Genomic DNA, 21,755 nt, shown 5'->3' with positions numbered 1-21,755 from the left:
GGGGCCATGCGTTGCGCTTAGCTACCGGCGTTGGGCTGCTTTCTCTAGTAGGCTTGCTGCAATCAAGCCAGCAAAGATCATGCATATGCACAATATCGTCCCGCCTCTGAACGCGCTGCGAGTTTTCGAGGCTGTCGCTCGGCTCAGGAGCTTTTCCAAGGCGGCGGATGAGCTCCATGTCAGCCAGTCGGCTGTCAGCAGGCAGATCAGCCTGCTGGAAAGCTATCTGGACGTGCAGTTCTTCCATCGCGATCGCGCCGGTATCCGCCTGACCGAGCTTGGCCAGCAGTACTTCGATGGTGTGCAGCCCGCATTCAACCAGATCATCGAAGCGACCAGAGGACTGACGGAAAAGCTCGAGGACGAGCCGCTGCGGATACGCGTCTATTCGACCTTCGCGGCCCGCTGGCTCATGCACCGCCTGCCCAAGCTGCAAAAAGCTCACCCGGATCTTCGCATCCGCATCATGACGGCCGTCGCACCGGTGGATTTCGCCAGCGAACGGGTGGATGGCTCGATACAGCTTGGCAAGGGGGACTGGGAGGGGCTGCGTTGCGATTTCCTGTTCGGCGACGAACTGCGACCGGTCTGCAAGCCAAGACTGGTATCCGGAATGCCGTTTGGGAGAAAGCCGGAGGACGTGCTCAAGTACCCGCTCATTCACTCGCATTACCGCAAGCAGGACTGGCAGGACTGGTTCGCCTCGGCGGGCATCGAATACAGCATCGAAAAGGAACCCTTCATGCTGCCCAGCTCGCTGCTGGCATACCAGGCGGCGCAGGACGGCCTGGGCATCGCCATCGCCCAGACGCGCATGGTGGAGCAGGAGCTGCGTTCCGGCACGCTGATCTACTTCTGCGAGCACACCTTCGCGCGAGATCTCGGCTACTACCTCGTCAGCCAGCCGAACTCGCCCTTCGAACCCAAGATCGCCCGTTTCCGGGATTGGCTGATGGAGGAGATCGGCTGACATGTCCGGGCTGGCCGCTACCCACGAACGATAGGATTTCCATGGCCACATTAATAGAACAACTAGCCGACTACAGCGCTTGCGAGGCGCGCTCCACCTTGCGCAGCGACGTACGCCATCACGCCAAGCGCGCGGTACTGGACTGGTTCGCCGCGCTTTATCCGGGCACCCGCGAACCGGTTGCCGAGCGCCTGGCCAAGGCCTATGCCGACCAGCGCGGCCTCGGCAGGAGCAGCCTGCCGGGATTCGGCTCCACTTCGACGCCCGAGTCGGCGGCATGGATCAACGGTACCTCGTCCCATGCGGTGGAATTCGACGACATCTTCAGGGACGCGGTGTATCACCCGGGCGTTCCGGTCATCGCGGCGGCGCTGGCGGTAGGCGAGCACGTCGGCGCCTCGGGCGAGGACTTCCTGCGTGCGGTGGTGGTCGGCTATGAGATCTCCACCCGCATCGGCGCTGCGGTGCAGCCATCCCATTACCATTTCTTCCACACCACCGGCACCATCGGCTGCTTCGCCAGCGCGGCCGCGGCCGCTTATCTGCTGGCGCCCGGAGACCGCGACGTGACCGGGCATGCGCTGGCGACTGCCGGCTCGTTCGCCGCCGGCCTGCAGCAGGCGTTCCGCTCCGACTCCATGACCAAGGCCTTGCATGGCGGTCATGCCGCGTCCGCAGGGGTGACGGCCGCGCGGGTGGCTGCCAATGGCATCACCGGCGCGCTGGATATCCTGGAAGGGGAGGTCGGCTTCGGCGCGGCCATGAGCAAGGGGCCGCAGTGGCACAAGGTCACCGAAGGCCTCGGCGAAACCTACAACATCACCCGGATCACGCAGAAGGCCCATTGCTGCTGCGGCCACACCTTCGCCGCGATCGATGCGGTGCAGGCGTTGCGCGCTCAGCTGAGCGAGGCCGAGCGCGAGCGCGTGGCGCGGATCGAGGTCGATACATACCAGACGGCTCTGGACGTGACGGGCAACCACCATCCGGTCTCCGCCTACCAGGCCAAATTCAGCATGCCTTACGTGCTGGTCCAGGCCCTGCGTTACGGCAGCGTGCGTCTCGAAGCCTTCTCCGAGGCGCGTCTGAGGGAAGCCGAAAGTCGCAGCATGATGCAGCGGGTCGTGCTGAACGCCGCTGCCGAGCTAACGGCGCAATTCCCGCAGGCGCGGGCGGCGCGGGTGCGCCTGGTGCTCGAGGATGGCCGTGTGCTCGAACACTTCTCTCCGTTCCGCAAAGGGGATCCGGAAGCTCCGCTCAGCGATATCGAGCTGGAAGACAAGTTCGCCGAACTGGTCACCCCGGTGACGGGCGCCGAATCCATGCGCTGGCTCAGCGGGCAGATCCGGAAGCTGGAGCAGCTGCAGCTGTCGGACCTGAATCTCGTCTCGCTTGGCTGAGGCATTCGGCCGAGACTCATTTGAGCCAGGGCCCTGTACAGGGCCCTGGCTCATCGCATCGACGACGACAGTGACGGTGGACAGGGTTCCGCGAGTACCTGCTCGATGAAACGACACGAGGCCCCGTGCGGTCAGCTGCGCGGGGCCTCGTGCTCTGCGGGCTGGTTTCAGGCGGTGGCGGCGTCGCTCTGCGAGAATGCGTTCAGGTGGTGGAACATCGCCAGATCGCCCTTGATGAAGCCTGCGCCAGTCACGGCAGCCAGCTGCTGCTGGAGGGCCTTCAGGCTGGCCAGTGGCTGTCGGGCCGACCAGAACGCCGGGCCCCCTTCCCATTTGGGAAAGCCGAAACCATTGACCAGTACCAAGTCGATGTCGCTCGCCCGTGTGGTGACCCCCTCGGTCATGAGCAGGGCGGCTTCGTTGGCCATGGTCGTCAGCACGCGCTCGACGATGTCGCCGGGGCTGAAGGTCCGGCGTGCGATGCCCTTGCGCGCGGACTCCCGCTCGATCAGTTCGGTCACGCGTGGATCCTCGTTGCGACGACCTTGCTCGTCGTAGCGGTAATAGCCCGCGCCGGTTTTGCGACCGAGACGGCCCTGCTCGCAAAGCAGATCGGGGATATCGACATAGCGCATGTTGACATCGCGTAGGTGGGAGCGGGCCTGGCGCATGCGCCAGGCGATATCCAACCCGGACAGGTCGGCCACGGCGAAGGGGCCCATGGCCATGCCGAAAGTCTCCATCGCCTCGTCGATCTGCGCTGGCAGAGCGCCTTCTTCCAGCATCAGTTCGCACTGCTGGCGATACGCGGCGTAGATACGGTTACCGATGAAACCGAATGCGTTGTTGGTCAGTATCGGCAGCTTGCCGAGCCGTCTCACCAGGGCGAAGCCGGTGCTGATGGTTTCCGGCGCGGTGTACATCCCACGCACCACTTCCACCAGGCGCATGACGTTGGCCGGGCTGAAGAAGTGCAGGCCCATGACACGTTGCGGGTGCTTGGCCGCCTCGGCAATCTGGTCGACATCCAGGTAGGAGGTATTGGTGGCGAAGATGGCCTCTTCGTCGAGCAGTGGCTCGACCTGGCGCAGAAGCTCCTGCTTGACGGTCAGGTCCTCGAAAACGGCTTCGATGACCAGTTGCGCCCGGGATACCTGTTCCCAGTCCATGCTGGCATGCAGCCGTGCAAGGTCGGCCTCGGCGCGAGCCTCGTCGATGCGGCCGGTAGCAACGCGCCGATCGTAGTCGGCCCGGATGCGCTCCATGCCTTTGTTCAGTGCCGCCTCGTCTCGCTCCAGCAGCACGACCGGGAGCCCGGCCTGCAGGATGGCCAGGGCAATGCCGCTGCCCATGGTGCCGGCACCGATGACGGCAGTGCGTTCTATGCTTCGCGGCTCGATGCCATCGAGCTCGATCCGCTTGGCGGACTGGCGTTCAGCGAAAAACAGGTGGCGCAGTGCGAAGGCTTCGGTGGACAGGCGCAACCGCTGGAAGACTTCGCGTTCGGCGGCCAGCGCGAGGTCGATGGGCTGTGTGGCCGCATCCAGCACCGCATCGATGGCCGCACTGACCTGCGGTCGGTTGCGGCCGGCCTTGAGCGCCTTGGCGCGGGCCTGCTCGATTTGCGCCGAGTCGCTTGCCGGCGTGTTCATGTCACGAATGCGTCGCTTGTCCGGCAGGCGTCGCACGTAATCCACCGCGAAGCTGGCCAGGTCACCCTCGGCGACGGCGTCGACCATACCCAGCGCCAGCGCCTCGGAGGCTTCCACCCGGGCGCCGCTGCAGATCAGTTCGATGGCCTTGGGAATGCCGACCAGACGAGGCAGGCGCTGGGTCCCGCCAGCGCCTGGAATCATGCCCAGGGTCACTTCCGGCAGGCCCAGCAGACAGCCTGGCGCGGCGACTCGGGCATCGCAGCCCAGCGCCAGCTCGAAACCGCCGCCCAGCGCCGCACCGTGCACGGCCGCGATGATCGGTTTGCTGCACTGCTCGATGGCGCGGATCACTTCCGGCAACTGCGGCTCTTCCAGCGGCTTGCCGAACTCGTTGAGGTCGGAGCCGGCGATGAACATCTTGCCCGCGCCTATCAGTACCGCTCCGATCAGCTGTGAATCGCTTTCCACCTGCTTCACCGCCCGCAGCAGCCCCTCTCGGACCTCCAGCGAGCCGGCATTGACCGGAGGGTTATCGATGTATATCAGCGCGACGGGGCCGTTGCGCTCCAAGGTGATGCGCTGGTTCATTGAATGCTCCTCAGGCAATTCGTATCAGTGCGTCGACGGCGACCACACCTTCGCCTTTGGCCTTCACCAGTAGCGGGTTGATTTCGGCATCGAGCACCGTGCAGTCTTCCTGCAGGGCCAGCCTGGAAAACGCGCTGACGGCCTGGGCGATGGCTTCCAGGTCGCCTTCCTCGCGGCCACGGTAACCCGCCAGGGCCTTGAGCGCCTTGACCTCGCCGACCATTTCCCGGGCCTGTTCGAGGCTGACCGGGGCCAGGCGCATGGCTCGGTCGCAATAGATCTCGGTCAGAATTCCGCCAGCGGCCAGCATCACCAGCGGGCCGACGTCCGGATCGCGGCGATAGCCCACCAGCACCTCACCCAGCCCCTTGCCCATGGCCTGCACCAGGACCTTGTCCACGCTCAGCTCAGGCAGGTGGGTGGCGACATTATCCGCGATGTGCCGCATGGCTTCGGCCAGTTGCCGTGCGTCACGGACCGGCAGCACCACTCCGCCGACGTCGGTCTTGTGGGCGATTTCGCTGTGTAGCACCTTGACCACCACCGGATAGTCGAAGGGCAGTTCGGGCACCGGCTGGTTCACGTCGAGCACAGTGTACGGGGCATGGGTGACGCCAAGCGGAGCCACCATCGCGTAGGCATCCGCCTCGTTGAGCATGCGCTCCCCTCGCGGTGCCGCCTGGACGCTGGTCGGCTCGCTGGGCACGCGTCGGGCGAAGGCGGCGGCGATGACGTCACCGCATGCCTCCGGCGTGCGGAAGCACGGCACGCCGGCTGCAGTCAGCAGCTCGAGGGCGGAGGACGCCTCGGGGACGACGAAGCACGCCAGTGGCTTGTCGCCGAAGCCGAAGGAGTCGACCACCGGTTTGACCGCCAGCTCCGGGTTGTAACGGGCCGAGGAGCCAACGGTGGCGACCACCATGTCGAACTCCGGCGCAGTCAGCATGACTTCCAGCGTCGCCTTCATCACGTCATAGCGGGTGCCGGCGAGCGTCAGGTCGACGATTCCGCCATGGTTTACCTCGATGCCGCGCTCGGCTAGGCGGGCACGCGTTTCCGCGGTCGGCGGTACCACCGAAACGTCGCGCACGCCCAACTGGTCCACCGCCATGGCGGCGCCCCCGCCGGTGGTGGTGACCACGCCAACGGTGGGCCTGCGCCCGGCCTGCTTGCGCAGCCCCTCGACCGGCAGGCGCGAGAGCAGCGGCAGGGCTTCGAGAAATCCCTCCAGGGTTTCCACCCGGGCAATGCCGCAATCACGGAAAAAGGTTTCGGCGACGGCATCCTCGCCGGCCAGCGCCCCGGTGTGGGAGACGGCCAGTTCCGCCGCGACGTCGGAGCGGCCCAGCTTGTACGCGACCACCGGCTTGCCGCGCCTGGCCGCGCCGATGGCAAAACGGCGCAGGACGTCGGCATGGTTCAGGGATTCGAGAAACAGCATGTAACCGGTGATATTTGGATCATCCAGGGTGCTTTCGCAGATTTCACCGATGCACAGGTTGGTTTCGCTGCCGACCGAAACCAGCCCGGAGAAGCCGATGCCCTTGGCCCGGCCGCGGGACGCCAGAGCCCCCAGCATGCTGCCGCTATGCGAGGCGCAAAATATGCCGCCGAGCGGCAGGTCCGGCTCGGCGAAGGCGGCGTTGGCGGTCAGCACCAGTCTTTCGCGCAGGTTGACCACACCGAGGCTGGACGGGCCGAGCACGCGAACCCCGGTTTCCTCGGCGATCTGCCGCAGGCGCTGTTCACGGGCACAACCCTCGGGGCCCGATTCGGAAAAGCCGCCGGCCAGGATCGTCGCTACGCGGATGCCCAGGCGGCCGCATTCGGCGACGGCTTCCACCGCGAGGTCGGAGTTGGTCAGGATGAAGGCGTGGTCCGGCGCCTCGGGCAGAGCGGCAAGCGACGGATAGGCCTGTTCGCCCTGCACCTCGGCACGGGTCGGGTTGACGTTGTAGATCTTGCCGGCGTACCCGGCTGCTCGCAGAAAGCGCAGCGGGCGGGCGGCCGTCTTGCTGGCGTCGTCGGAAATGCCGACCAACGCGATGCTTTTGGGGCGCAGCAGCGCCGCGGCCACGGCGGGGTCCATTCTCTCATGCATGATCGCGCTCCTCAGGCCTTGGGCCGACGCTGGTCGAAACGGCGGCCGAAGACGTCTTCGGCAATGCGATTTTTCAGGATCTCGATTGAACCGCCTGCAATCATCCACCCGCGGGTGCGCTTGACGCAGTACTCGACCAGCGCCTCGGTGGAGTAACCATAGGCCCCCATTGCCTGCAAGGCTTCGTTGGCCACTTCCCAGCCTGCGAGGTTGCAGGCCATCTTGGCCACGCTGGTCTCGTAGGCCGAGGGCATCCCGTCGTCGGCATTCACGGCGGCCCGATACAGCAGCAACTGCGCCGCCTCGAGCTTGACCGCCATTTCCGCGAACTTCCATTGCAGGCCCTGGAATTCGCACAGCGGTCGGCCGAACTGCTCGCGCGTCAGGCAATGCTCGCGCGCGACGTTGAAGGCGTGGCGTCCCAGCGCCAGTGCGCGTGACGAGTTGCCAATACGCTCGATGTTGAAGCCGCTGATCTGCTTCTTGAAGCCGCCCGGGCCGAGCAGAAGATTTTCCTTTGGAATACGGCAATCGGCGAAGTACAGCTGGCTCCAGGCCTCGCCGCTCATGAATGCGGAGGGCTGGCCTATTTCGAAACCGGGGGTGCCGCGTTCGACGATCACCGAGCCGATGCCGTCAAGGCCCGGCCCGAAGCGGACGTAGATCAGAAAGGTATCTGCGTGAGGGCTATGGGTGGAGAAGACCTTCGAGCCGTTGATGACGTAGTGCTCGCCATCCTCTACCGCGTGGGTCCTCAGTTCGGTGACCGCGGAGCCCGCTCCCGGCTCGCTCATGCCAAGCGCCAGCAGGCTCTTGCCGGCGATCAGGTCCGGCAGAAAGCGCTCCTTCAGCTCGGGGGAGGCATATTCGGCGAAGGTACGGATGGGGCCGAAGTTGCCGGCCTGTACGACGTCGGCGCTCTTTGGGCAGACCAGGCCCAATTCCTGGATGGCGATCACCGCATCCATCAGCGTTCCCCCGATGCCCCCATCCTCTTCCTTGATGGTGATGCCCAGTAGGCCGTTATGCGCCAGCTTGGCCGCGACATCCCGCGGATAATCAGGAGAGTGGGCACGCTCCAGCGCCCCATCGGCCAGTTCGCGCTGAGCGAAGCGGCGGACGGAATCGGCGAATGCTTGTTGTTCTTCTGTGAGATGGAAATTCATGCTGAGATCCGCTGGTTTGATGAACTTGGAACGATGCTAGCCAAACAGGCAGGAACGCTGGTTTCCAAAAAATCATCCTCACATGACATATTCGAAACCGCGCCTGCGGGTAGGTCTGGCTAACATTCCGGCGTTTCCTACTTCTGGAGCGTTATCGATGCAGGCCTTTATTTGTGACGCGATACGAACACCCGTTGGCCGCTTTGGCGGCGCGCTGGCTTCGATTCGCACCGACGACCTGGCGGCGATTCCCATCCGCGCCTTATTGGAAAGGAACCCCGACGTCGACTGGGCCGCCGTGGACGACGTCATTCTCGGCTGTGCCAACCAGGCGGGCGAAGACAACCGGAACGTCGGGCGCATGGCGTTGCTGCTCGCCGGCCTGCCGCAAACCGTACCGGGCAACACCATCAACCGGCTCTGTGGCTCGGGCCTGGACGCCGTGGGTACGGCGGCACGGGCCATCCGTTCGGGCGAATGCCGGATGCTGATCGCCGGTGGCGTCGAGTCGATGAGCCGCGCGCCCTTCGTCATGGGCAAGGCGGAGGCTGCCTATTCGCGCAACATGTCCCTTCAGGACACCACCATTGGCTGGCGCTTCGTCAACCCGCTCATGGAAAAGCTGTACGGGGTCGATGCCATGCCCGAAACAGCCGAGAACGTCGCCGAAATGTTCGGTGTTTCCCGGGTGGATCAGGATCTTTTTGCCCTGCGCAGCCAGGAAAAAGCGGCTGTCGCCCAGGCAGAAGGGTTGCTCGCTGCCGAGATCGTGCCGGTGCAGGTCCCGCAGCGTAAGGGACCCACGCTGGTGGTGGCCCAGGACGAGCATCCACGCGCGACCTCCCTGGAGGCGCTCGCCGCGCTGAAGCCTGTCGTACGTCCCCGGGGAACGGTGACCGCAGGCAATGCCAGCGGGGTGAACGATGGTGCTTGCGCACTGCTGCTGGCCAGCGCAGAGGCTTGCCAGGCGTACGGATTGAAACCCCGCGCGAAGGTGATCGGCACGGCCACCAGCGGCGTCGCCCCACGCATCATGGGCATGGGGCCGGTGCCGGCGACCCGTAAAGTGCTCGCGTTGACCGGGCTCGGACTGCAGGACATGGACGTTATCGAACTGAATGAAGCCTTCGCCAGCCAGGGCCTGGCGGTGATGCGCGAGCTGGGCCTGGCCGACGATGACGCGCGCGTGAATCGCCAAGGCGGAGCCATTGCACTGGGGCATCCACTGGGCATGAGCGGGGCGCGCCTGGTCACCACGGCGCTGAATCAGCTGGAACGCATGCAGGGCCGCTACGCCCTGTGCACCATGTGCGTGGGCGTGGGGCAAGGGATTGCGCTGATCATCGAGAGGGTTCGTTGAGGCCGTCGCAACGAAGTCGGTAGCAGGTCTTATCGATTACAGGGAGTTCGCTCCGCATAGGGTGGAGGAGTCTTCTTGGATGTTCTGTGAATCTCTGACGCTGGCTGGGTTGGAGATACGGCAGGACGATGGCGGCTCCCGTTCGAGTGCCAGCAATCTGCCTGCGTTGAGCAGAAACACAAAGGCCCGCTTCGCAGCGGGCCTTTGTGTTTGGATTTGATGGTGCCGGCACCAGGAGTCGAACCCGGGACCTACTGATTACAAGTCAGTTGCTCTACCAGCTGAGCTATACCGGCATGGGGGCGCCATTATATCGACTGGCAGGGCCCTGTAAACCGATCGCTGGCGGCAGTTCGCACATGGCGCTGTCGGATGCCGATTGCACACCTTGATTGCCTGTTTATCGCCCCTATGGCCCCCGTCGTGACGCACATGCTCGTGCAACTCGGCCTTGCCGGCGGCCGGGTGTCGACGCGCAGGCGTTCGGTACCGTCATCTCGTTGCGAATGTTGAAAATAGACCGCTGCGGTGGGTCGGTCGGCGGCATTTCCCGTGACCAGGGCGGCTCGACGTGCAGGTCGGCTTCGTGCGCCGCCGAGGCCAGTAGCGGCGGGGCTCAGCAAGGCCAGGATGGTCAGGGCGTGGGGCGGCTTCATGGTGTTTCTCCTTGCGATGAGCGAACGGAGGTCCTGGCCGAGCGGCGCGGGTTGCGGCGGAGGCGGCGCCAGCCGAGCACAACGCCGGTGACACTGACCGCCAGGCCCCCGAGGCTGTAGGCGATGATCAGCGCTTCGCGCAGGCGCAGACGCTCCTGCAATGATACCGGGCAGACCCAGCACACCACCCTTCCGTTCGGTTGCCCGCTGTGCTCGCCGTTCGGCGTCGCGGTGGCCGTTAACTCCAGTGCCTGGGGCCTTGGATTATTTCCCGGCCCTTACCATGGCGCCGATCGCCACGCAGCCAGGCGCAACCGCCGCCGCTTTATCTCCGCCCCTCGCTCGGCTTTGAAACCGAGGCTTACATCGGTCGAAGGCCCGAGCTAGAGCCTGTCAGATGACAGAGTTACTGAATCGAGAGATGTTATAGTATATCTTTACGCACTTTCGCCGAGGCCGGTGCGCTCCCACCTGGCCAAGCGACAGCGGCAGGGTCCTGCCGCTGTTTTCTTTTTCAACCGGATTCGACGGCCTATGCAAATACGGAAGTTGGGCCTGCTGGCTGCCGGCCCCCTGCTTGGCATCCTGATCGAAGACACCCATGCCGAAACCGAAAATCCCGCAACGCTAGACGATGTGATTGTCGAAGCCAGCCGGGAGGTCGGCCACGGACCGGTACAGGGCTACCGTGCCCTGCGCTCGGCCAGCGCCACACGCAACGACACGGCCCTGGCGGAGGTTCCGCAATCTCTCAGCGTGGTGCCGGCTCAGGTGTTGCAGGACCTGGACAGCTCCCGTATCGAGCGGGCCCTGGATTTCGCCGGGGGCGTCGCGCGGCAGAACGACTTCGGTGGGCTCACGCTCTACGAGTACAGCGTGCGCGGCCTGACCACCTCGGAGTTCTACCGGGATGGCTTCAGCGCCAACCGCGGCTACATGAACGCGCCTGATGCCGCTAACCTGGAGCGGGTCGAGGTACTCAAGGGGCCGGCGTCGAGCCTGTATGGCCGGGGTGACCCGGGAGGCACGGTGAACCTGGTCAGCAAGCGCCCCCTCCCCGAAGCGTTCGCCCGTCTCGACCTGAGCGCCGGCCGCTGGGACCGCTACCGCAGTACGCTGGACATCAGCACCCCGCTCGACGACCAGGGCGACATGCTGCTGCGCACCAACCTGGCGATCGAGGACAACGACAGCTTCCGCGACTACCGCTCGGGAGAGCGGCAACTCTTCGCGCCTTCGTTCAGCTGGAGCCTGGCCCCCGAGACCCGGCTGCTGGTCCAGGCCGAGGTGGTCCGCAACCGCCAGGTCTTCGACCGCGGCGTGGTCGCCCCCGGCAAGCGCCTGGGCGGCGTCTCCCGCTCGGACTTCTTCGGTGAACCGGGGAACGGCGACATCCGCAACAACAACGAGACGATCCAGGCCGAGCTCGAGCACGACCTGAATCCGGACTGGACCCTGCGCATGGCCAGCCACTACAAGCAGGGTCGGCTGAACGGCTATGCCACCGAGGCCAGCAGCCTGGCGGCCGACGACCGGACCCTCAACCGCGAGCTTCGCTACCGCGATTTCGATTGGCAGGACGCGATCACCCAGCTCGAACTGCACGGCCATGCCATGACTGGCCGGGTCGAACATCAGTTGCTGATCGGCACCGAATACGAGCGATACGCGAAGGACGAGCGACTGCTGCGCTCCCAGCCGATCTCCCGCATCGATATCCACGATCCCGTCTACGGGGCGCCGCGCGTACCGTTCAGCACCGGGCCAGGCGGCCGCAGCAGCGATCGCCGTGAACTGGTGCATGGCCGGGCGCTGAACCTGCAGGACCAGATGCACCTGGGGGAACGCCTGTTTTTCCTGCTTGGCGCCCGCTACGACCATTACCGCCAGCGCCTGGACAACGAAGTCAATGGCTCGCGCGCCAGGCAGACGCAGGAAGCGCTCACCCCGCGGATCGGCGCGCTCTATCAGTTGACCCCGACGGTCGGGGTGTTCGCCAACGCCTCCCGCTCCTTCAAGCCTAACGCTGGGGCGGATGCGGGCGGCGATGCCTTCGACCCGGAAGAAGGCATCGGCTACGAGGCGGGCCTGAAGCTGGACCTGCTCGACCGCCGCCTCGGCTTGACGGTCGCGGCCTTCCATCTGCACAAGGAGAACGTGCTGACCGCCGATCCCAACGACTCGGCATACAGCATCGCCGCCGGCGAAGTGCGCAGCCGTGGCGTGGACCTGCAACTGAGTGGCCAGGTCACCGATGCGTTGCGCGTCATCGGCGCCTATGCGTACGTCGAAGCCGAGGTGGTCAGGGACAATACCCTGGCGCGAGGCAGCCGGTTGCTCAATGTGCCCCGGCACAGTGGCAGCCTGATGGGCGTCTACGCGTTCCAGGGTGATCTGTGGCGCGGCCTCGAGCTCGGCGGGGCGGTGAACGCCGTCGGCCAGCGCTCCGGGGAGGTCTCGGACGGAGGCTTCGAGCTGCCCGGCTACACCACCGTGGATCTGTTGGCGCGCTACCGGTTCTCCGAGCAGCTCACCATCGGGCTGAACCTCAACAACGTCTTCGACCGCACGTATTATGAGCGCTCCTACAGCGCGGTCTGGGTCATGCCGGGAGAGCCACGCAACCTGACCGCCAGCCTGTCATGGCACCTCTGGTAGGTGCCGGAATCATCCACGACGCGCCCCGCCGACGACCTGACGAGGAGGCTTCCGCTTGAGGAGCGCCTGCAGTTTCCTGTTGCTTTTTCTGCTGGCCGGTTGTTCGCCCAACCAGGACCCCGAGGTGCTCACCCTCGGCGGGCCCTTTGAATTCACCAGCCAGGAACCCTCCCGTGACGGTTACCTCTATACCCGCCTGCAGGTAGCGGAAACCCTGCTGGAAGTCGATGAGCAGGGACGCCTCCAGCCGGGGCTGGCCGAGCGCTGGGAAACCAGCGAGGACGGCCTGGTCTGGCGCCTCTACCTGCGCGATGGCGTGCGTTTCCACGACGGAACGGCATTGGATGCGCAGGTGGCGTTGGCTGCCCTGCGAGTCGCCCGCAGCAAACCAGGGGTGATCCGCGCCGCGCCCATCGAGGAACTGCGCAGCGAAGATCGCCTGACCCTGGCCGTCCGCCTGAGCCGCCCCTACAGCCCGCTCGGCGCGGTGCTCGCGCACTACACCACGGCCATGCTCGCGCCGGCGTCCTACCGGGCCGACGGCAACGTCGGCTGGATGCAGGGAACCGGGCCGTACCGGCTGGAGGACTTCGACCCGCCACACCGCCTGGGCGTGGCCCGCTTCGAGGACTACTGGGGCACCCCGGCGCGCATCCCGCGGGTGGTCTACCTGACCGGGCACCGCGCCGAGAGCCGGGCCCTTCAGGTCATGGCGGGACAGACCGACATCATCTACACCCTCGATCCGGCCAGCGTCGACCTGTTGCGCCGGCAGCCGGACGTGCAGGTGCATTCCAACCCTATCCCACGGACCATCCAGATCAAGCTCAACGCCAGCCATCCGTTCCTGGCCCCGCTCCAGGCACGACAGGCGCTCAGCCTGGTCCTGGACCGAACGGCGATCGCCCGGCACGTGATGCGCGTCCCCGGCAGCGAAGCCAATCAACTGATTCCGCCTGGCCTGGCGGCCTGGCGCCTCGAGCAACTGCCGGCCGCGCGGCGCGACCTGCCCCGCGCCCGGGCCCTGCTCGCCGGGCTGGGCTGGGAACCCGGCGCCGACGGTGTGTTGCAGCGGGACGGACAGCGCTTCGCCCTGAGCATGATCACCTACGCCGACCGCCCCGAATTGTTCGTGGTGGCGACCGCGATCCAGGCACAGATGCGCGAGGCAGGCATCACGCTGGATGTCTCGGTCGTCAACTCCAGCGGCATTGTCTCCGGCCATCACGACGGTACTCTGCAGCTGGCCCTGGTGGCGCGCAACTACGGCAACATCGCCGATCCGCTGGGCCTGCTCGACGCCGACTACGGTGACGGTGGCAATGGCGACTGGGGCGCCATGGGCTGGCACAACGAGGAATTGCCCGCGCTGCTGCGGCGCCTCGAGGCGGAGCGAGACCCGCTCCGCTACCGGGCGGGGGCGCAACGCATCGCCGGACTGCTCAGCGAACAGCTGCCGGTGATCCCGGTGCTCTACTACACCCAGCAGACGGCGGTCTCGTCACGTATACAGGGGTTCGTCTTCGATCCCTACGAGCGCAACTACCACCTGTCCCGAATGAGTTTCCAGCCATGATGACCCTGGTTGCGAAGAGGTTGCTCCAGGCGGCGTTGATGATCTGGAGCATCGGCACGCTGAGCTATGTCCTCATGCGTTTGCTGCCGGGCGACATGGCCTTTCGCATCGCCGCCGGGCGGTACGGCTACGACAATGTGAACCTCGCCGCCAGCGAGGCGGTGCGGGCCGAACTCGGGCTGGACCGGCCGGCCTGGCAGCAATACCTGGCTTGGCTGGCGGATCTGGTGCGCTTCGACCTAGGGGATTCCCTGGTGAGCGGGCTCCCGGTGGCCCATGAGGTGAGCCACCTGGTGCTGCACACGCTGCAACTGGCAGTCGCGGCATTCGCCTGCGCCGTGCTGCTGGCGCTACCGGTGGGCCTGTTCGCGGCATTCCGCGCTGGCGGTTGGTTCGACAGGTGTTCGCTGGTGGCGTCGGCCTTCCTCCGCGCGCAACCGGTATTCGTCATCGGCCTGGCACTGGTGCTGCTCTTCTCCCTGCACCTCAAGCTGTTCCCGGTGGCCGGCTTCAACGGCTCGAAGTACCTGGTGCTGCCCGCCGTCAGCCTGGCGCTGGTGATGGCCGCGGTGTCCAGCCGGGTGATCCGGCACAGCGCGGTCGGCGTGATCCGCTCGGCCTTCTTTGACTTTTCCCGGGTGAAGGGGCTGAGCTTCGCCCAGTCGTTCTGGCGCCACGGCGTGCGCAACGCGGCGCTGCCGGTGGTGGCCTTCCTCGGTATTCAGTTCGCCGGGGCGATCGAAGGAATCGTGATGATCGAATCCCTGTTTTCCTGGCCAGGTGTCGGCCACGGGCTGGCACATGCGGTCTTCAACCGCGACGTCCCCATGATCCAGGCCGCCGCCATGGCCCTGGGCCTGATCTTCGTCGGGCTCAACCTGTTGGTGGACATCGCCTGCTATCTCATCGACCCGCGCGAAAGGACCGAACCATGACGCGCAGGCTGCTGGGGTTGCGTCGCGGCCAGCTCGCCGGCCTGGTGCTCATCGCTGCGCTGGTCTGCTTCGCCCTGCTCGAGGGGCTGCTGCATGGCGCCGATCCGGCCAGCCAGGACCTGGCGAACCCGTTCGCCGGTCCTAGCCTTTCCGAACCATTGGGCACCGACCAGTACGGCCGCTCGATGCTGGCCCGGCTGGCTGCCGCGGTGCGCCTGTCGCTGGCGCTGAGCCTGTTGTGCGTGGTGACTTCGGCGACCATCGGCGTGGCCATGGGCGTGGTCGCCGGCTGGCGCCAGGGTCTGCTCGACAAGTGCATGTCACTGCTGCTGAACATCGCCCTGGCGCTGCCGGGGCTGGTGCTGGTCCTGCTCTTCGCCAGCCTCGCCCCGGGCTCGTTCCTGATGCTCTATGTCGGCATCTCGGCGGTGCTCTGGGTGGAGTATTTCCGGGTGGTGCGGGCCATTACCCGGCGGGTCGCGGCGTCGCCACAGGTACAGGCATCACGCATGCTCGGTTTCGGCGCGCTCTACTGCGTGCGCCGCCATCTGTGGCCGGCGATCGTTGGTCCGGTGCTGACGCTCGCTGCCTTCGGCGCCTCTGCCTCGATCCTGGCACTGGCGGCGCTGGGCTTCATCGCGGTCGGCTTGCGCCCGCCCACCGCCGAGCTGGGGCTGATGATGGTCGAGCTGTTCCCTTACTACAACGAGGCGCCCTGGGTGCTGGCGCAGCCCATCCTCGCCGTGTTCCTGCTGGTGCTGGGGCTCAACCTGCTTGCCGGAGGCGAGGAATGAGCGTGCTGCTGCAGGTCGAGGCGTTGTCCGTCAGCGCCAATGACGTGACACTCCTCGAGCCGCTGTCGCTGAGCCTGAAGACCGGCGAAGCACTGACCATCCTCGGCGAGACCGGCGCCGGCAAGAGCCTGTTGGTGCAGGCCATCATGGGCCTGCTGCCATCGCCGTTGCAGGCCCGCGGCCGGGTCCTGCTGGACGGGCAGGACATTGGCCGGCTCAAGCCGGCGCTGCGGGCCCGGTTGTGGGGGCGACAACTGGCGATGCTCCCGCAGGAGCCCTGGCATGCGCTTGACCCGCTGATGCCGGCCGAGCAGCAGGTTGCCGAAGTCTACCGCTACGTGGGCGGGCTCTCGGCCCCGGACGCCCTCGAGCGATCACGGCAGGACCTCGCCGGGGTGGGCCTCGCCGGGGCCGCCGAGCGCCTTCCCGGTCATCTGTCCGGCGGCATGGCCCAGCGCCTGGCCTTCTGCGCCGCCACTGCAGGCGGAGCGCCGATCGTACTGGCCGACGAGCCGACCAAGGGCCTCGACGCCAGTCGCCGCGATCAGGTCGCCGCCCTGCTGCGTCGCGCCCGGGAGCGCGGTGCGGTGCTGACCGTCACGCACAACATCGAAGTGGCGCGCCAGCTCGGCGGGCACATCCTGGTGATGCGCGACGGCCGCCTCGTCGAACAGGGCGAGGCGGAGGAATTGTTGGCCCGGCCCAAGGATGGCTACACGCGGGCGCTTATTGGGGCCGATCCGCAGCACTGGCCGGATATAACGCCAACCGACGGTGCCGCCCGGGAGCCGGTGCTGACGGTGCGTGGCCTGCACAAGTCTCGCGGTGGCAGGTTGCTGTTCGAAGGGCTGCACATGACCGTGGGGCGCGGCGAAATCATCGGTATCAGCGGCGACAGCGGTTGTGGCAAGAGCAGCCTGGGCGACATCCTGCTGGGCCTGCTGCCGGCCGATGGCGGCGAAATCCGCCGTGCTCCGCAGATCGCGCGCCATCGTTATCTGAAGCTCTACCAGGACCCGCCCGCAGCCTTCGCCCCGGGGATACCCCTCGGCCGACTGTTCGACGACCTGATCGGCTTGCACCGCCTCGACCGGCGGCGCCTGGCGCCGTTGCTGCAGCGCTTGAGGCTGGATCCCGGCCTGCTCCAGCGTACCTCCGTAGCGGTATCCGGCGGCGAGCTGCAGCGCCTGGCCATTGCCCGCGCCCTGCTGCTCGAGCCGCTGCTGCTGTTCGCCGACGAACCGGTTTCCCGGCTCGATCCAATCACTGCAAGGGAGGTGATTGCGCTTCTGGTGCAGAGTGCCACCGAGCAGGACTGCGCGGTGCTGCTCGTCAGTCATGACCTCGAACTGCTGCGCAAGACCTGTCACCACGTCGTTTCATTGGGCGGCAGGGCGTAGCCGGCAGCCGTTCAGCCGGCCACGCGCTGGGCGAGCAGCAGCGCGTTGCGTGGGGTCAGGGTCGGTTCGCAGAAGGTGCCGAGGGTGACGCGGTAGCCCTGTTCTTCCAAGTAGAGCGCACGGTCCAGCAGCAGCCAGGTTTCCAGCGGGCGGCGGAACAGGGCGCGGAGCAGCTCCAGGTTGCGCACCTGGGCCAGGCGCGTCCAGCCCTGTTGCTCGAGTGCGGCCCAGTCGCGCTCTGCGGGGCATGGCAGGCCCTTGAGTTCGGCGAGGTGGCGGCAGTAGGCGGCGAAGGGCTCGTGCAGCCAGGCGCTGGGCAGGGAGGGCGTCGGGAGATAGTCGTCTTCGCCGCGCAGCTCGCGCTGCAGCAGGTCGAACGCCAGGCGCCGGGCCATGGAATGGTCGCGCTGGCGGCGTTCACGGGTGCCGGCGGTGACGGTCTCGGTCAGCGGCAGGGCCAGGTCGTCGATGTCCAGGCGCAGGGCGCTGGCCCGCGCGGCGGAGGAGAGGGGCCGGTAGTCGCGCCCGGCGATGCGGTTGTAGCAGCAGGGCGCGACCGCGATGGCCGGGCAGCCGGCCTCGGCAGCGAGCTGCAGCAGGCGGATGTGCAGGTCGCCGCAGGCGTGCAGGGCGACGGCGCTGTGCCCGGCGGTGAGGTGCGCGGTGGCCCCTTCGGTGAGCACGTCGACGCAATGGTGTTCGGCCTCGATCGCTGCTCGCGCGCTGAGCTGGCGGCCGGCCTGCGCCAGCGCCGGGTCCCATTCCAGGGCGCTGAGGCGATCGCCCGCCTGCGTCAGGTAGCGGCCGAGGTGACCCTTGCCCGCGCACCAATCAAGCCAGTGGCGCGGCTGTTCGGACGGCGGCAGGCAGTCGGCGAAGGCCTGGATCTGCGCCAGCTTGCGGCCGGGAATGTCGCGCAACTGGCGTGAGGAAAGGTGCCGGTAGCGCGCAGCGGCCAGGCGCGGCAGCGTGGACAGCGCCTCCGCCTCGCGCGCCAGTTCGGGAAAGGGCGCTGGTGCCTGCAGCTCGGCCGGCCGGTTGTGCGCCTCTTCGGCCTGCTCCAGGCTGCGCTGGCGCAGCCAGTCGGCGAGGTCGGAGTGCTGCGCTTCCCAGGGCAGTTCGCGGCGGGTGAAGGGGCGCGGGCGCCACAGCGCCGCGTGCTCGAGCAGGAAGCGGTCGAGGGCCTGGAATCGCTCGGAAAGGGCCGCAGGTTCGTTCATCGGAAGACGGGCCGCGAGCGGCCCGTAAGGGTGAGTGGGTTCAGCGACCGTGCAGCGCGTCGACGCGCAGCCAGCGCTCCAGCAGCTTGAAGCCCTGCATCAGGACGAAGGCGATGACCAGGTAGATCACCCCGGCGATGAGGAACATCTCTTCGTGCATGTAGGTGCGGGCGGCGATCTTGCGCGCCATGCCGGTCAGTTCGAGCAGCGTGATGGTGCTGGCCAGTGCACTGGCCTTGAGCATCAGGATCACCTCGTTGCTGTAGGCTGGCAGGCCGATGCGCGCCGCGCGCGGCAGGATGATGTGCAGCAGCGCCTGGCTGCGCGACATGCCCAGTGCCCGTGCCGCCTCGATCTCGCCCGGCGGCACCGCCTGGATGGCGCCGCGCAGGATCTCGGCGATGTAGGCGGCGGTGTGCATGGTCATGGTGATGATGGCGCACCAGTATGGATCACGCAGGTAGGGCCAGAGCGCACTTTTGCGCACAACGTCGAACTGCGCCAGCCCGTAGTAGACGAGGAACAGCTGCACCAGCAGCGGCGTGCCGCGGAAGAAGAAGATGTAGCCGTAGGGCAGCGCGCGAACCGCCAGGTGTCGCGAGGAGCGGGCGATGCCCAGCGGCAGGGCGAGGATCAGCCCGGTGATGACCGAGACGCCGACCAGTTGCAGGGTCAGCCAGGCGCCGTCGAGGAACTGGGGCAGCCATTTGATCAAGAGTTCCCAGCTCATGCGGCGCTCCGGGTGAAACCGCGCCCAGCGCGTCGTTCGAGGAAATGCATGCCGATCATCGCGACGATGGTCAGGCCGAGGTAGATGAAGGCGGCGACCAGGAAGAAGGTGAAGGGCTCCTTGCTGGCGGTCACGGCGATCTGCGAGCGGCGCATGATCTCTTCGAGGCCGATCACCGAGACCAGCGCGGTGTCCTTCATCAGGATCATGAACAGGTTGCCGAGCCCGGGCAGGGCGATGCGCCACATCTGCGGCAGGATCAGCCGCCAGAAGATGCGCCGCTTGCCGAGGCCCAGCGCCAGGCCGGCCTCGCGGTGCCCGCGGGGGATGGCCAGCAGCGCGCCGCGGAAGACTTCCGTGGCATAGGCGCCGAAGCACAGCCCGAGCGCCACGGTGCCGGCGGCGAACGGGCTCAGGGCCAGGTTCTCGATGCCGACGGTCTCGCCGATCACGCGTACGAGGTTGACGGTGCCGAAGTAGATCAGCAGCACCCAGAGCAGCTCCGGCACGCCTCGCACGATGGTCGAGTAGGTGCCGCCGAGCCAGCGGAAGAAGGCGTAGGGCGAAGTCTTGGCGAGGGCGCCGAGCAGCCCGAGCACCAGCCCCAGCGCCAGCGAGGCGAGGGCCAGTTGAATGGTCATCCAGGTCCCGGCGATCAGCGCCGGACCGAATCCGTGAAGGTCAGGAATCATGTGAACTCAAGGCATCGGCGCCCGGACATGCCGGGCGCCGATCGGGCGGGTCATCGAATGCTGAAGGGGAAGTACTTGTCGTTGATCTGCTTGTAGGTGCCGTCTGCGATGATTTCCTCGAGCGCCTTGTTCAGGTTGTTGCGCAGCTCGTCGTCGCCCTTGCGCACCGCGATGCCGATCTTGTCGTTGTCGAACACCGGGTCGCCCTTGAATTCGAAGTCCTTGCCGGTCTCGCTCTTGAGCCATTCCCACTGCACGAAGGTATCGGCGAGAATGGCGTCGACGCGGCCGGAGGCGAGGTCGAGGTAGGCGTTTTCCTGGGTGTCGTAGAGCTTGATGTCGACGGTGTCGCCCAGGTTGTCCTCCAGCCAGGTGCCGGCGATGGTCGCGCGCTGGGCGCCGATCGACTTGCCTTTCAGGCTGGCTTCATCGGTCTTGAAGTCCACCGACTTGGGGGCCACGAACTGCAGCTTGTTGGTGTAGTAGGGCTCGGTGAAATCCACCGCCTGCTGGCGCTCCTCGGTGATCGACATCGAGGCGATGATGAAGTCGAACTTCTTCGCATTCAGGGCGGGGATGATGCCGTCCCAGTCGGAGGTGACCACTTCGCACTCGGTCTGCATCTTGGCGCAGAGGGCGTGGGCGATGTCCAGGTCGAAGCCGACCACCTTGCCGGAGGCGTCGATCAGGTTGAAGGGCGGATAGGCGCCTTCGGTGCCGATGCGCAGCTTTTCCGCGGCGAACGAGCTGCCGCAGGCCAGGGTCAGGGCGGCGGCAAAGAGAAACTTGGGCAGGCTCTTCATGAGTTTTGGATGCTCCGTTATCGATGGCTTGACATGAATTGTTTGCAGCGCGCCGACTGAGGGTTGTCAAACACCTGTTCAGGCGTTCCCTGCTCTTCCACCTGTCCCTGATGAAGGAACACCACTTCGCTGGAAACCTGTTTGGCGAAGTTCATCTCATGAGTGACAAGCAGCATGGTGCGGCCCTCATCGGCCAGTGACCGGATGACGGCAAGCACTTCTTGTACCATCTCGGGGTCGAGCGCCGAGGTGGGTTCGTCGAAGAGGATGACCTTGGGCTGCATGGCCAGCGTCCGGGCGATGGCCGCGCGCTGCTGCTGGCCGCCGGACAGCTGCGCCGGGTAGGCGTGGCGCTTGTCGGCGATGCCCACCTTGGCCAGCAGCGCCTCGGCCATCTCGGTGGCCTCGGCCTTGCTGCGCCCGCGCACGCGCCGCGGCGCCTCGATGATGTTGTCGAGCACGGTCATGTGCGGCCAGAGGTTGAAGTTCTGGAACACGAAGCCGATTTCGCTGCGCATGCGGTTGATCTGCCGGGCATCGGCGGCGACCAGCTCGCCGCTGCGCGCCTGCTTGAGCTTCATCGGCTCGCCGGCGACGACGATCTCGCCCTCGTTGGGGTTTTCCAGCAGGTTGATGCAGCGCAGGAAGGTCGATTTCCCCGAGCCGGACGAGCCGAGGATGGAGATGACGTCGCCATCGCGGGCGCTCAGCGAGATGCCCTTGAGCACCTCGAGTGCGCCGTAGCGCTTGTGCAGGTTGCGGATTTCCAATGCGGGCATGGCGTCAGCCATGGACGTACCTCTTCTGACCTTCGACTAGATTAGCAGGGCTCGGCCGGGAGCATCGTCATCGCCCAGATGCCCGGCCGGGCGACACCGGCGCGCCCGGTGCAGCCCATGGCGGTACGTCCAGCGTCAGGCGACGACAGGCCGTGAAGCCGCTGCGCTCGGCTGCGCTGGCGAATTTCATGCGACCTGTGGAAGGCTGGTACCCTGGGGTTTGCGTGCGGATTTCATGCAAGCGGGATGCCCAGCCACGGCTCGCCCTCCTG

At 66.4% G+C, this 21,755-nt stretch carries 16 protein-coding genes and 1 tRNA gene; 8 read left to right on the top strand and 9 right to left on the bottom strand.

The annotated features are described in order from the left end of the window. Positions 1-85 precede the first annotated feature (85 nt). Together H610_RS0103195 and H610_RS0103190 are read left to right on the top strand one after the other, a co-directional pair. Complete coding sequence (locus H610_RS0103195) at positions 86-970, top strand: LysR substrate-binding domain-containing protein (RefSeq protein WP_043237470.1); 885 nt, start codon at positions 86-88, stop codon at positions 968-970. A 41-nt stretch (positions 971-1,011) separates the two neighbouring features. After that, positions 1,012-2,370, top strand: a complete 1,359-nt coding sequence (locus tag H610_RS0103190; RefSeq protein ID WP_028238334.1) for an MmgE/PrpD family protein — start codon at positions 1,012-1,014, stop codon at positions 2,368-2,370. Positions 2,371-2,537: 167 nt separating this feature from the next. Here H610_RS0103190 and H610_RS0103185 read toward each other — a convergent pair whose 3' ends face one another. The 3 genes from H610_RS0103185 to H610_RS0103175 are packed head-to-tail and all read right to left on the bottom strand — an operon-like array spanning position 2,538 to position 7,880. Beyond that, entirely contained in the window at positions 2,538-4,613 is a 2,076-nt protein-coding gene (locus tag H610_RS0103185; protein ID WP_028238333.1) for a 3-hydroxyacyl-CoA dehydrogenase NAD-binding domain-containing protein, read from the bottom strand. Positions 4,614-4,623: 10 nt separating this feature from the next. Further along, positions 4,624-6,714, bottom strand: coding sequence for an acetate--CoA ligase family protein (locus H610_RS0103180; protein WP_028238332.1), 2,091 nt, complete (start codon positions 6,712-6,714; stop codon positions 4,624-4,626). Between the two features lie 11 nt (positions 6,715-6,725). Continuing rightward, complete coding sequence (locus H610_RS0103175) at positions 6,726-7,880, bottom strand: acyl-CoA dehydrogenase family protein (protein WP_028238331.1); 1,155 nt, start codon at positions 7,878-7,880, stop codon at positions 6,726-6,728. A 157-nt stretch (positions 7,881-8,037) separates the two neighbouring features. Here H610_RS0103175 and pcaF point away from each other — a divergent pair, with 157 nt between their 5' ends. Beyond that, complete coding sequence (pcaF, locus tag H610_RS0103170) at positions 8,038-9,240, top strand: 3-oxoadipyl-CoA thiolase (RefSeq protein WP_028238330.1); 1,203 nt, start codon at positions 8,038-8,040, stop codon at positions 9,238-9,240. A 220-nt stretch (positions 9,241-9,460) separates the two neighbouring features. Here the strand turns inward: pcaF and H610_RS0103165 are convergent. Further along, positions 9,461-9,536, bottom strand: a tRNA-Thr gene (locus tag H610_RS0103165). 894 nt (positions 9,537-10,430) lie between these two features. Here H610_RS0103165 and H610_RS0103160 point away from each other — a divergent pair. The 5 genes from H610_RS0103160 (at position 10,431) to H610_RS0103140 (ending at position 17,259) form a co-directional block, all read left to right on the top strand. Beyond that, entirely contained in the window at positions 10,431-12,554 is a 2,124-nt protein-coding gene (locus H610_RS0103160; RefSeq protein ID WP_043237469.1) for a TonB-dependent siderophore receptor, read from the top strand. Positions 12,555-12,633: 79 nt separating this feature from the next. Beyond that, positions 12,634-14,130 carry an ABC transporter substrate-binding protein gene (locus H610_RS0103155; protein ID WP_236614260.1) on the top strand — a complete coding sequence of 499 codons (1,497 nt, stop codon included), beginning with the start codon at positions 12,634-12,636 and terminating at the stop codon, positions 14,128-14,130. Beyond that, entirely contained in the window at positions 14,127-15,065 is a 939-nt protein-coding gene (locus H610_RS0103150) for an ABC transporter permease (protein WP_028238327.1), read from the top strand. Before H610_RS0103155 ends, H610_RS0103150 begins: the two co-directional genes overlap by 4 nt. Continuing rightward, the gene (locus H610_RS0103145; RefSeq protein ID WP_043237468.1) at positions 15,062-15,859 is read left to right on the top strand and encodes an ABC transporter permease; all 798 of its coding nucleotides are present in this window, start codon (positions 15,062-15,064) and stop codon (positions 15,857-15,859) included. Before H610_RS0103150 ends, H610_RS0103145 begins: the two co-directional genes overlap by 4 nt. After that, the gene (locus tag H610_RS0103140; RefSeq protein ID WP_028238325.1) at positions 15,856-17,259 is read left to right on the top strand and encodes an ABC transporter ATP-binding protein; all 1,404 of its coding nucleotides are present in this window, start codon (positions 15,856-15,858) and stop codon (positions 17,257-17,259) included. The genes H610_RS0103145 and H610_RS0103140 overlap by 4 nt, the downstream gene beginning before the upstream one ends. Positions 17,260-17,270: 11 nt before the next feature. On the opposite strand, the gene H610_RS0103135 is transcribed toward H610_RS0103140, so the two are convergent. Genes H610_RS0103135 through H610_RS0103115 form a run of 5 tightly spaced genes read right to left on the bottom strand, consistent with a single transcriptional unit; the run spans position 17,271 to position 21,495 of the window. Continuing rightward, positions 17,271-18,479, bottom strand: a complete 1,209-nt coding sequence (locus H610_RS0103135; protein WP_028238324.1) for a methyltransferase — start codon at positions 18,477-18,479, stop codon at positions 17,271-17,273. Between the two features lie 40 nt (positions 18,480-18,519). Continuing rightward, positions 18,520-19,209: an ABC transporter permease gene (locus tag H610_RS0103130; RefSeq protein ID WP_028238323.1), complete on the bottom strand. Its 690-nt coding sequence runs from the start codon at positions 19,207-19,209 to the stop codon at positions 18,520-18,522. Next, positions 19,206-19,901, bottom strand: coding sequence for an ABC transporter permease (locus H610_RS0103125; protein WP_028238322.1), 696 nt, complete (start codon positions 19,899-19,901; stop codon positions 19,206-19,208). The genes H610_RS0103130 and H610_RS0103125 overlap by 4 nt, the downstream gene beginning before the upstream one ends. 50 nt (positions 19,902-19,951) lie before the next feature. Next, on the bottom strand, positions 19,952-20,704 hold the full coding sequence (locus H610_RS0103120) for an ABC transporter substrate-binding protein (protein ID WP_028238321.1): 753 nt from the start codon (positions 20,702-20,704) through the stop codon (positions 19,952-19,954). Between the two features lie 17 nt (positions 20,705-20,721). Continuing rightward, the gene (locus H610_RS0103115; RefSeq protein ID WP_028238320.1) at positions 20,722-21,495 is read right to left on the bottom strand and encodes an ABC transporter ATP-binding protein; all 774 of its coding nucleotides are present in this window, start codon (positions 21,493-21,495) and stop codon (positions 20,722-20,724) included. Positions 21,496-21,755: the final 260 nt, after the last annotated feature.

This window comes from Stutzerimonas azotifigens DSM 17556 (genome assembly GCF_000425625.1).
Taxonomy (GTDB): domain Bacteria; phylum Pseudomonadota; class Gammaproteobacteria; order Pseudomonadales; family Pseudomonadaceae; genus Stutzerimonas; species Stutzerimonas azotifigens.
The sequence above is the reverse complement of the archived record's forward strand: the minus strand, read 5'-3'. Positions and strand labels throughout refer to the sequence as shown.

What these genes read in the sequence shown, in the direction of transcription:
- H610_RS0103195 (WP_043237470.1), top strand. Translation starts at nt 86, where the DNA reads ATGCACAATATCGTCCCGCCTCTGAACGCGCTGCGAGTTTTCGAGGCT.
- H610_RS0103190 (WP_028238334.1), top strand. Translation starts at nt 1,012, where the DNA reads ATGGCCACATTAATAGAACAACTAGCCGACTACAGCGCTTGCGAGGCG.
- H610_RS0103185 (WP_028238333.1), bottom strand. Translation starts at nt 4,613, where the DNA reads ATGAACCAGCGCATCACCTTGGAGCGCAACGGCCCCGTCGCGCTGATA.
- H610_RS0103180 (WP_028238332.1), bottom strand. Translation starts at nt 6,714, where the DNA reads ATGCATGAGAGAATGGACCCCGCCGTGGCCGCGGCGCTGCTGCGCCCC.
- H610_RS0103175 (WP_028238331.1), bottom strand. Translation starts at nt 7,880, where the DNA reads ATGAATTTCCATCTCACAGAAGAACAACAAGCATTCGCCGATTCCGTC.
- pcaF (WP_028238330.1), top strand. Translation starts at nt 8,038, where the DNA reads ATGCAGGCCTTTATTTGTGACGCGATACGAACACCCGTTGGCCGCTTT.
- H610_RS0103160 (WP_043237469.1), top strand. Translation starts at nt 10,431, where the DNA reads ATGCAAATACGGAAGTTGGGCCTGCTGGCTGCCGGCCCCCTGCTTGGC.
- H610_RS0103150 (WP_028238327.1), top strand. Translation starts at nt 14,127, where the DNA reads ATGATGACCCTGGTTGCGAAGAGGTTGCTCCAGGCGGCGTTGATGATC.
- H610_RS0103145 (WP_043237468.1), top strand. Translation starts at nt 15,062, where the DNA reads ATGACGCGCAGGCTGCTGGGGTTGCGTCGCGGCCAGCTCGCCGGCCTG.
- H610_RS0103140 (WP_028238325.1), top strand. Translation starts at nt 15,856, where the DNA reads ATGAGCGTGCTGCTGCAGGTCGAGGCGTTGTCCGTCAGCGCCAATGAC.
- H610_RS0103135 (WP_028238324.1), bottom strand. Translation starts at nt 18,479, where the DNA reads ATGAACGAACCTGCGGCCCTTTCCGAGCGATTCCAGGCCCTCGACCGC.
- H610_RS0103130 (WP_028238323.1), bottom strand. Translation starts at nt 19,209, where the DNA reads ATGAGCTGGGAACTCTTGATCAAATGGCTGCCCCAGTTCCTCGACGGC.
- H610_RS0103125 (WP_028238322.1), bottom strand. Translation starts at nt 19,901, where the DNA reads ATGATTCCTGACCTTCACGGATTCGGTCCGGCGCTGATCGCCGGGACC.
- H610_RS0103120 (WP_028238321.1), bottom strand. Translation starts at nt 20,704, where the DNA reads ATGAAGAGCCTGCCCAAGTTTCTCTTTGCCGCCGCCCTGACCCTGGCC.
- H610_RS0103115 (WP_028238320.1), bottom strand. Translation starts at nt 21,495, where the DNA reads ATGGCTGACGCCATGCCCGCATTGGAAATCCGCAACCTGCACAAGCGC.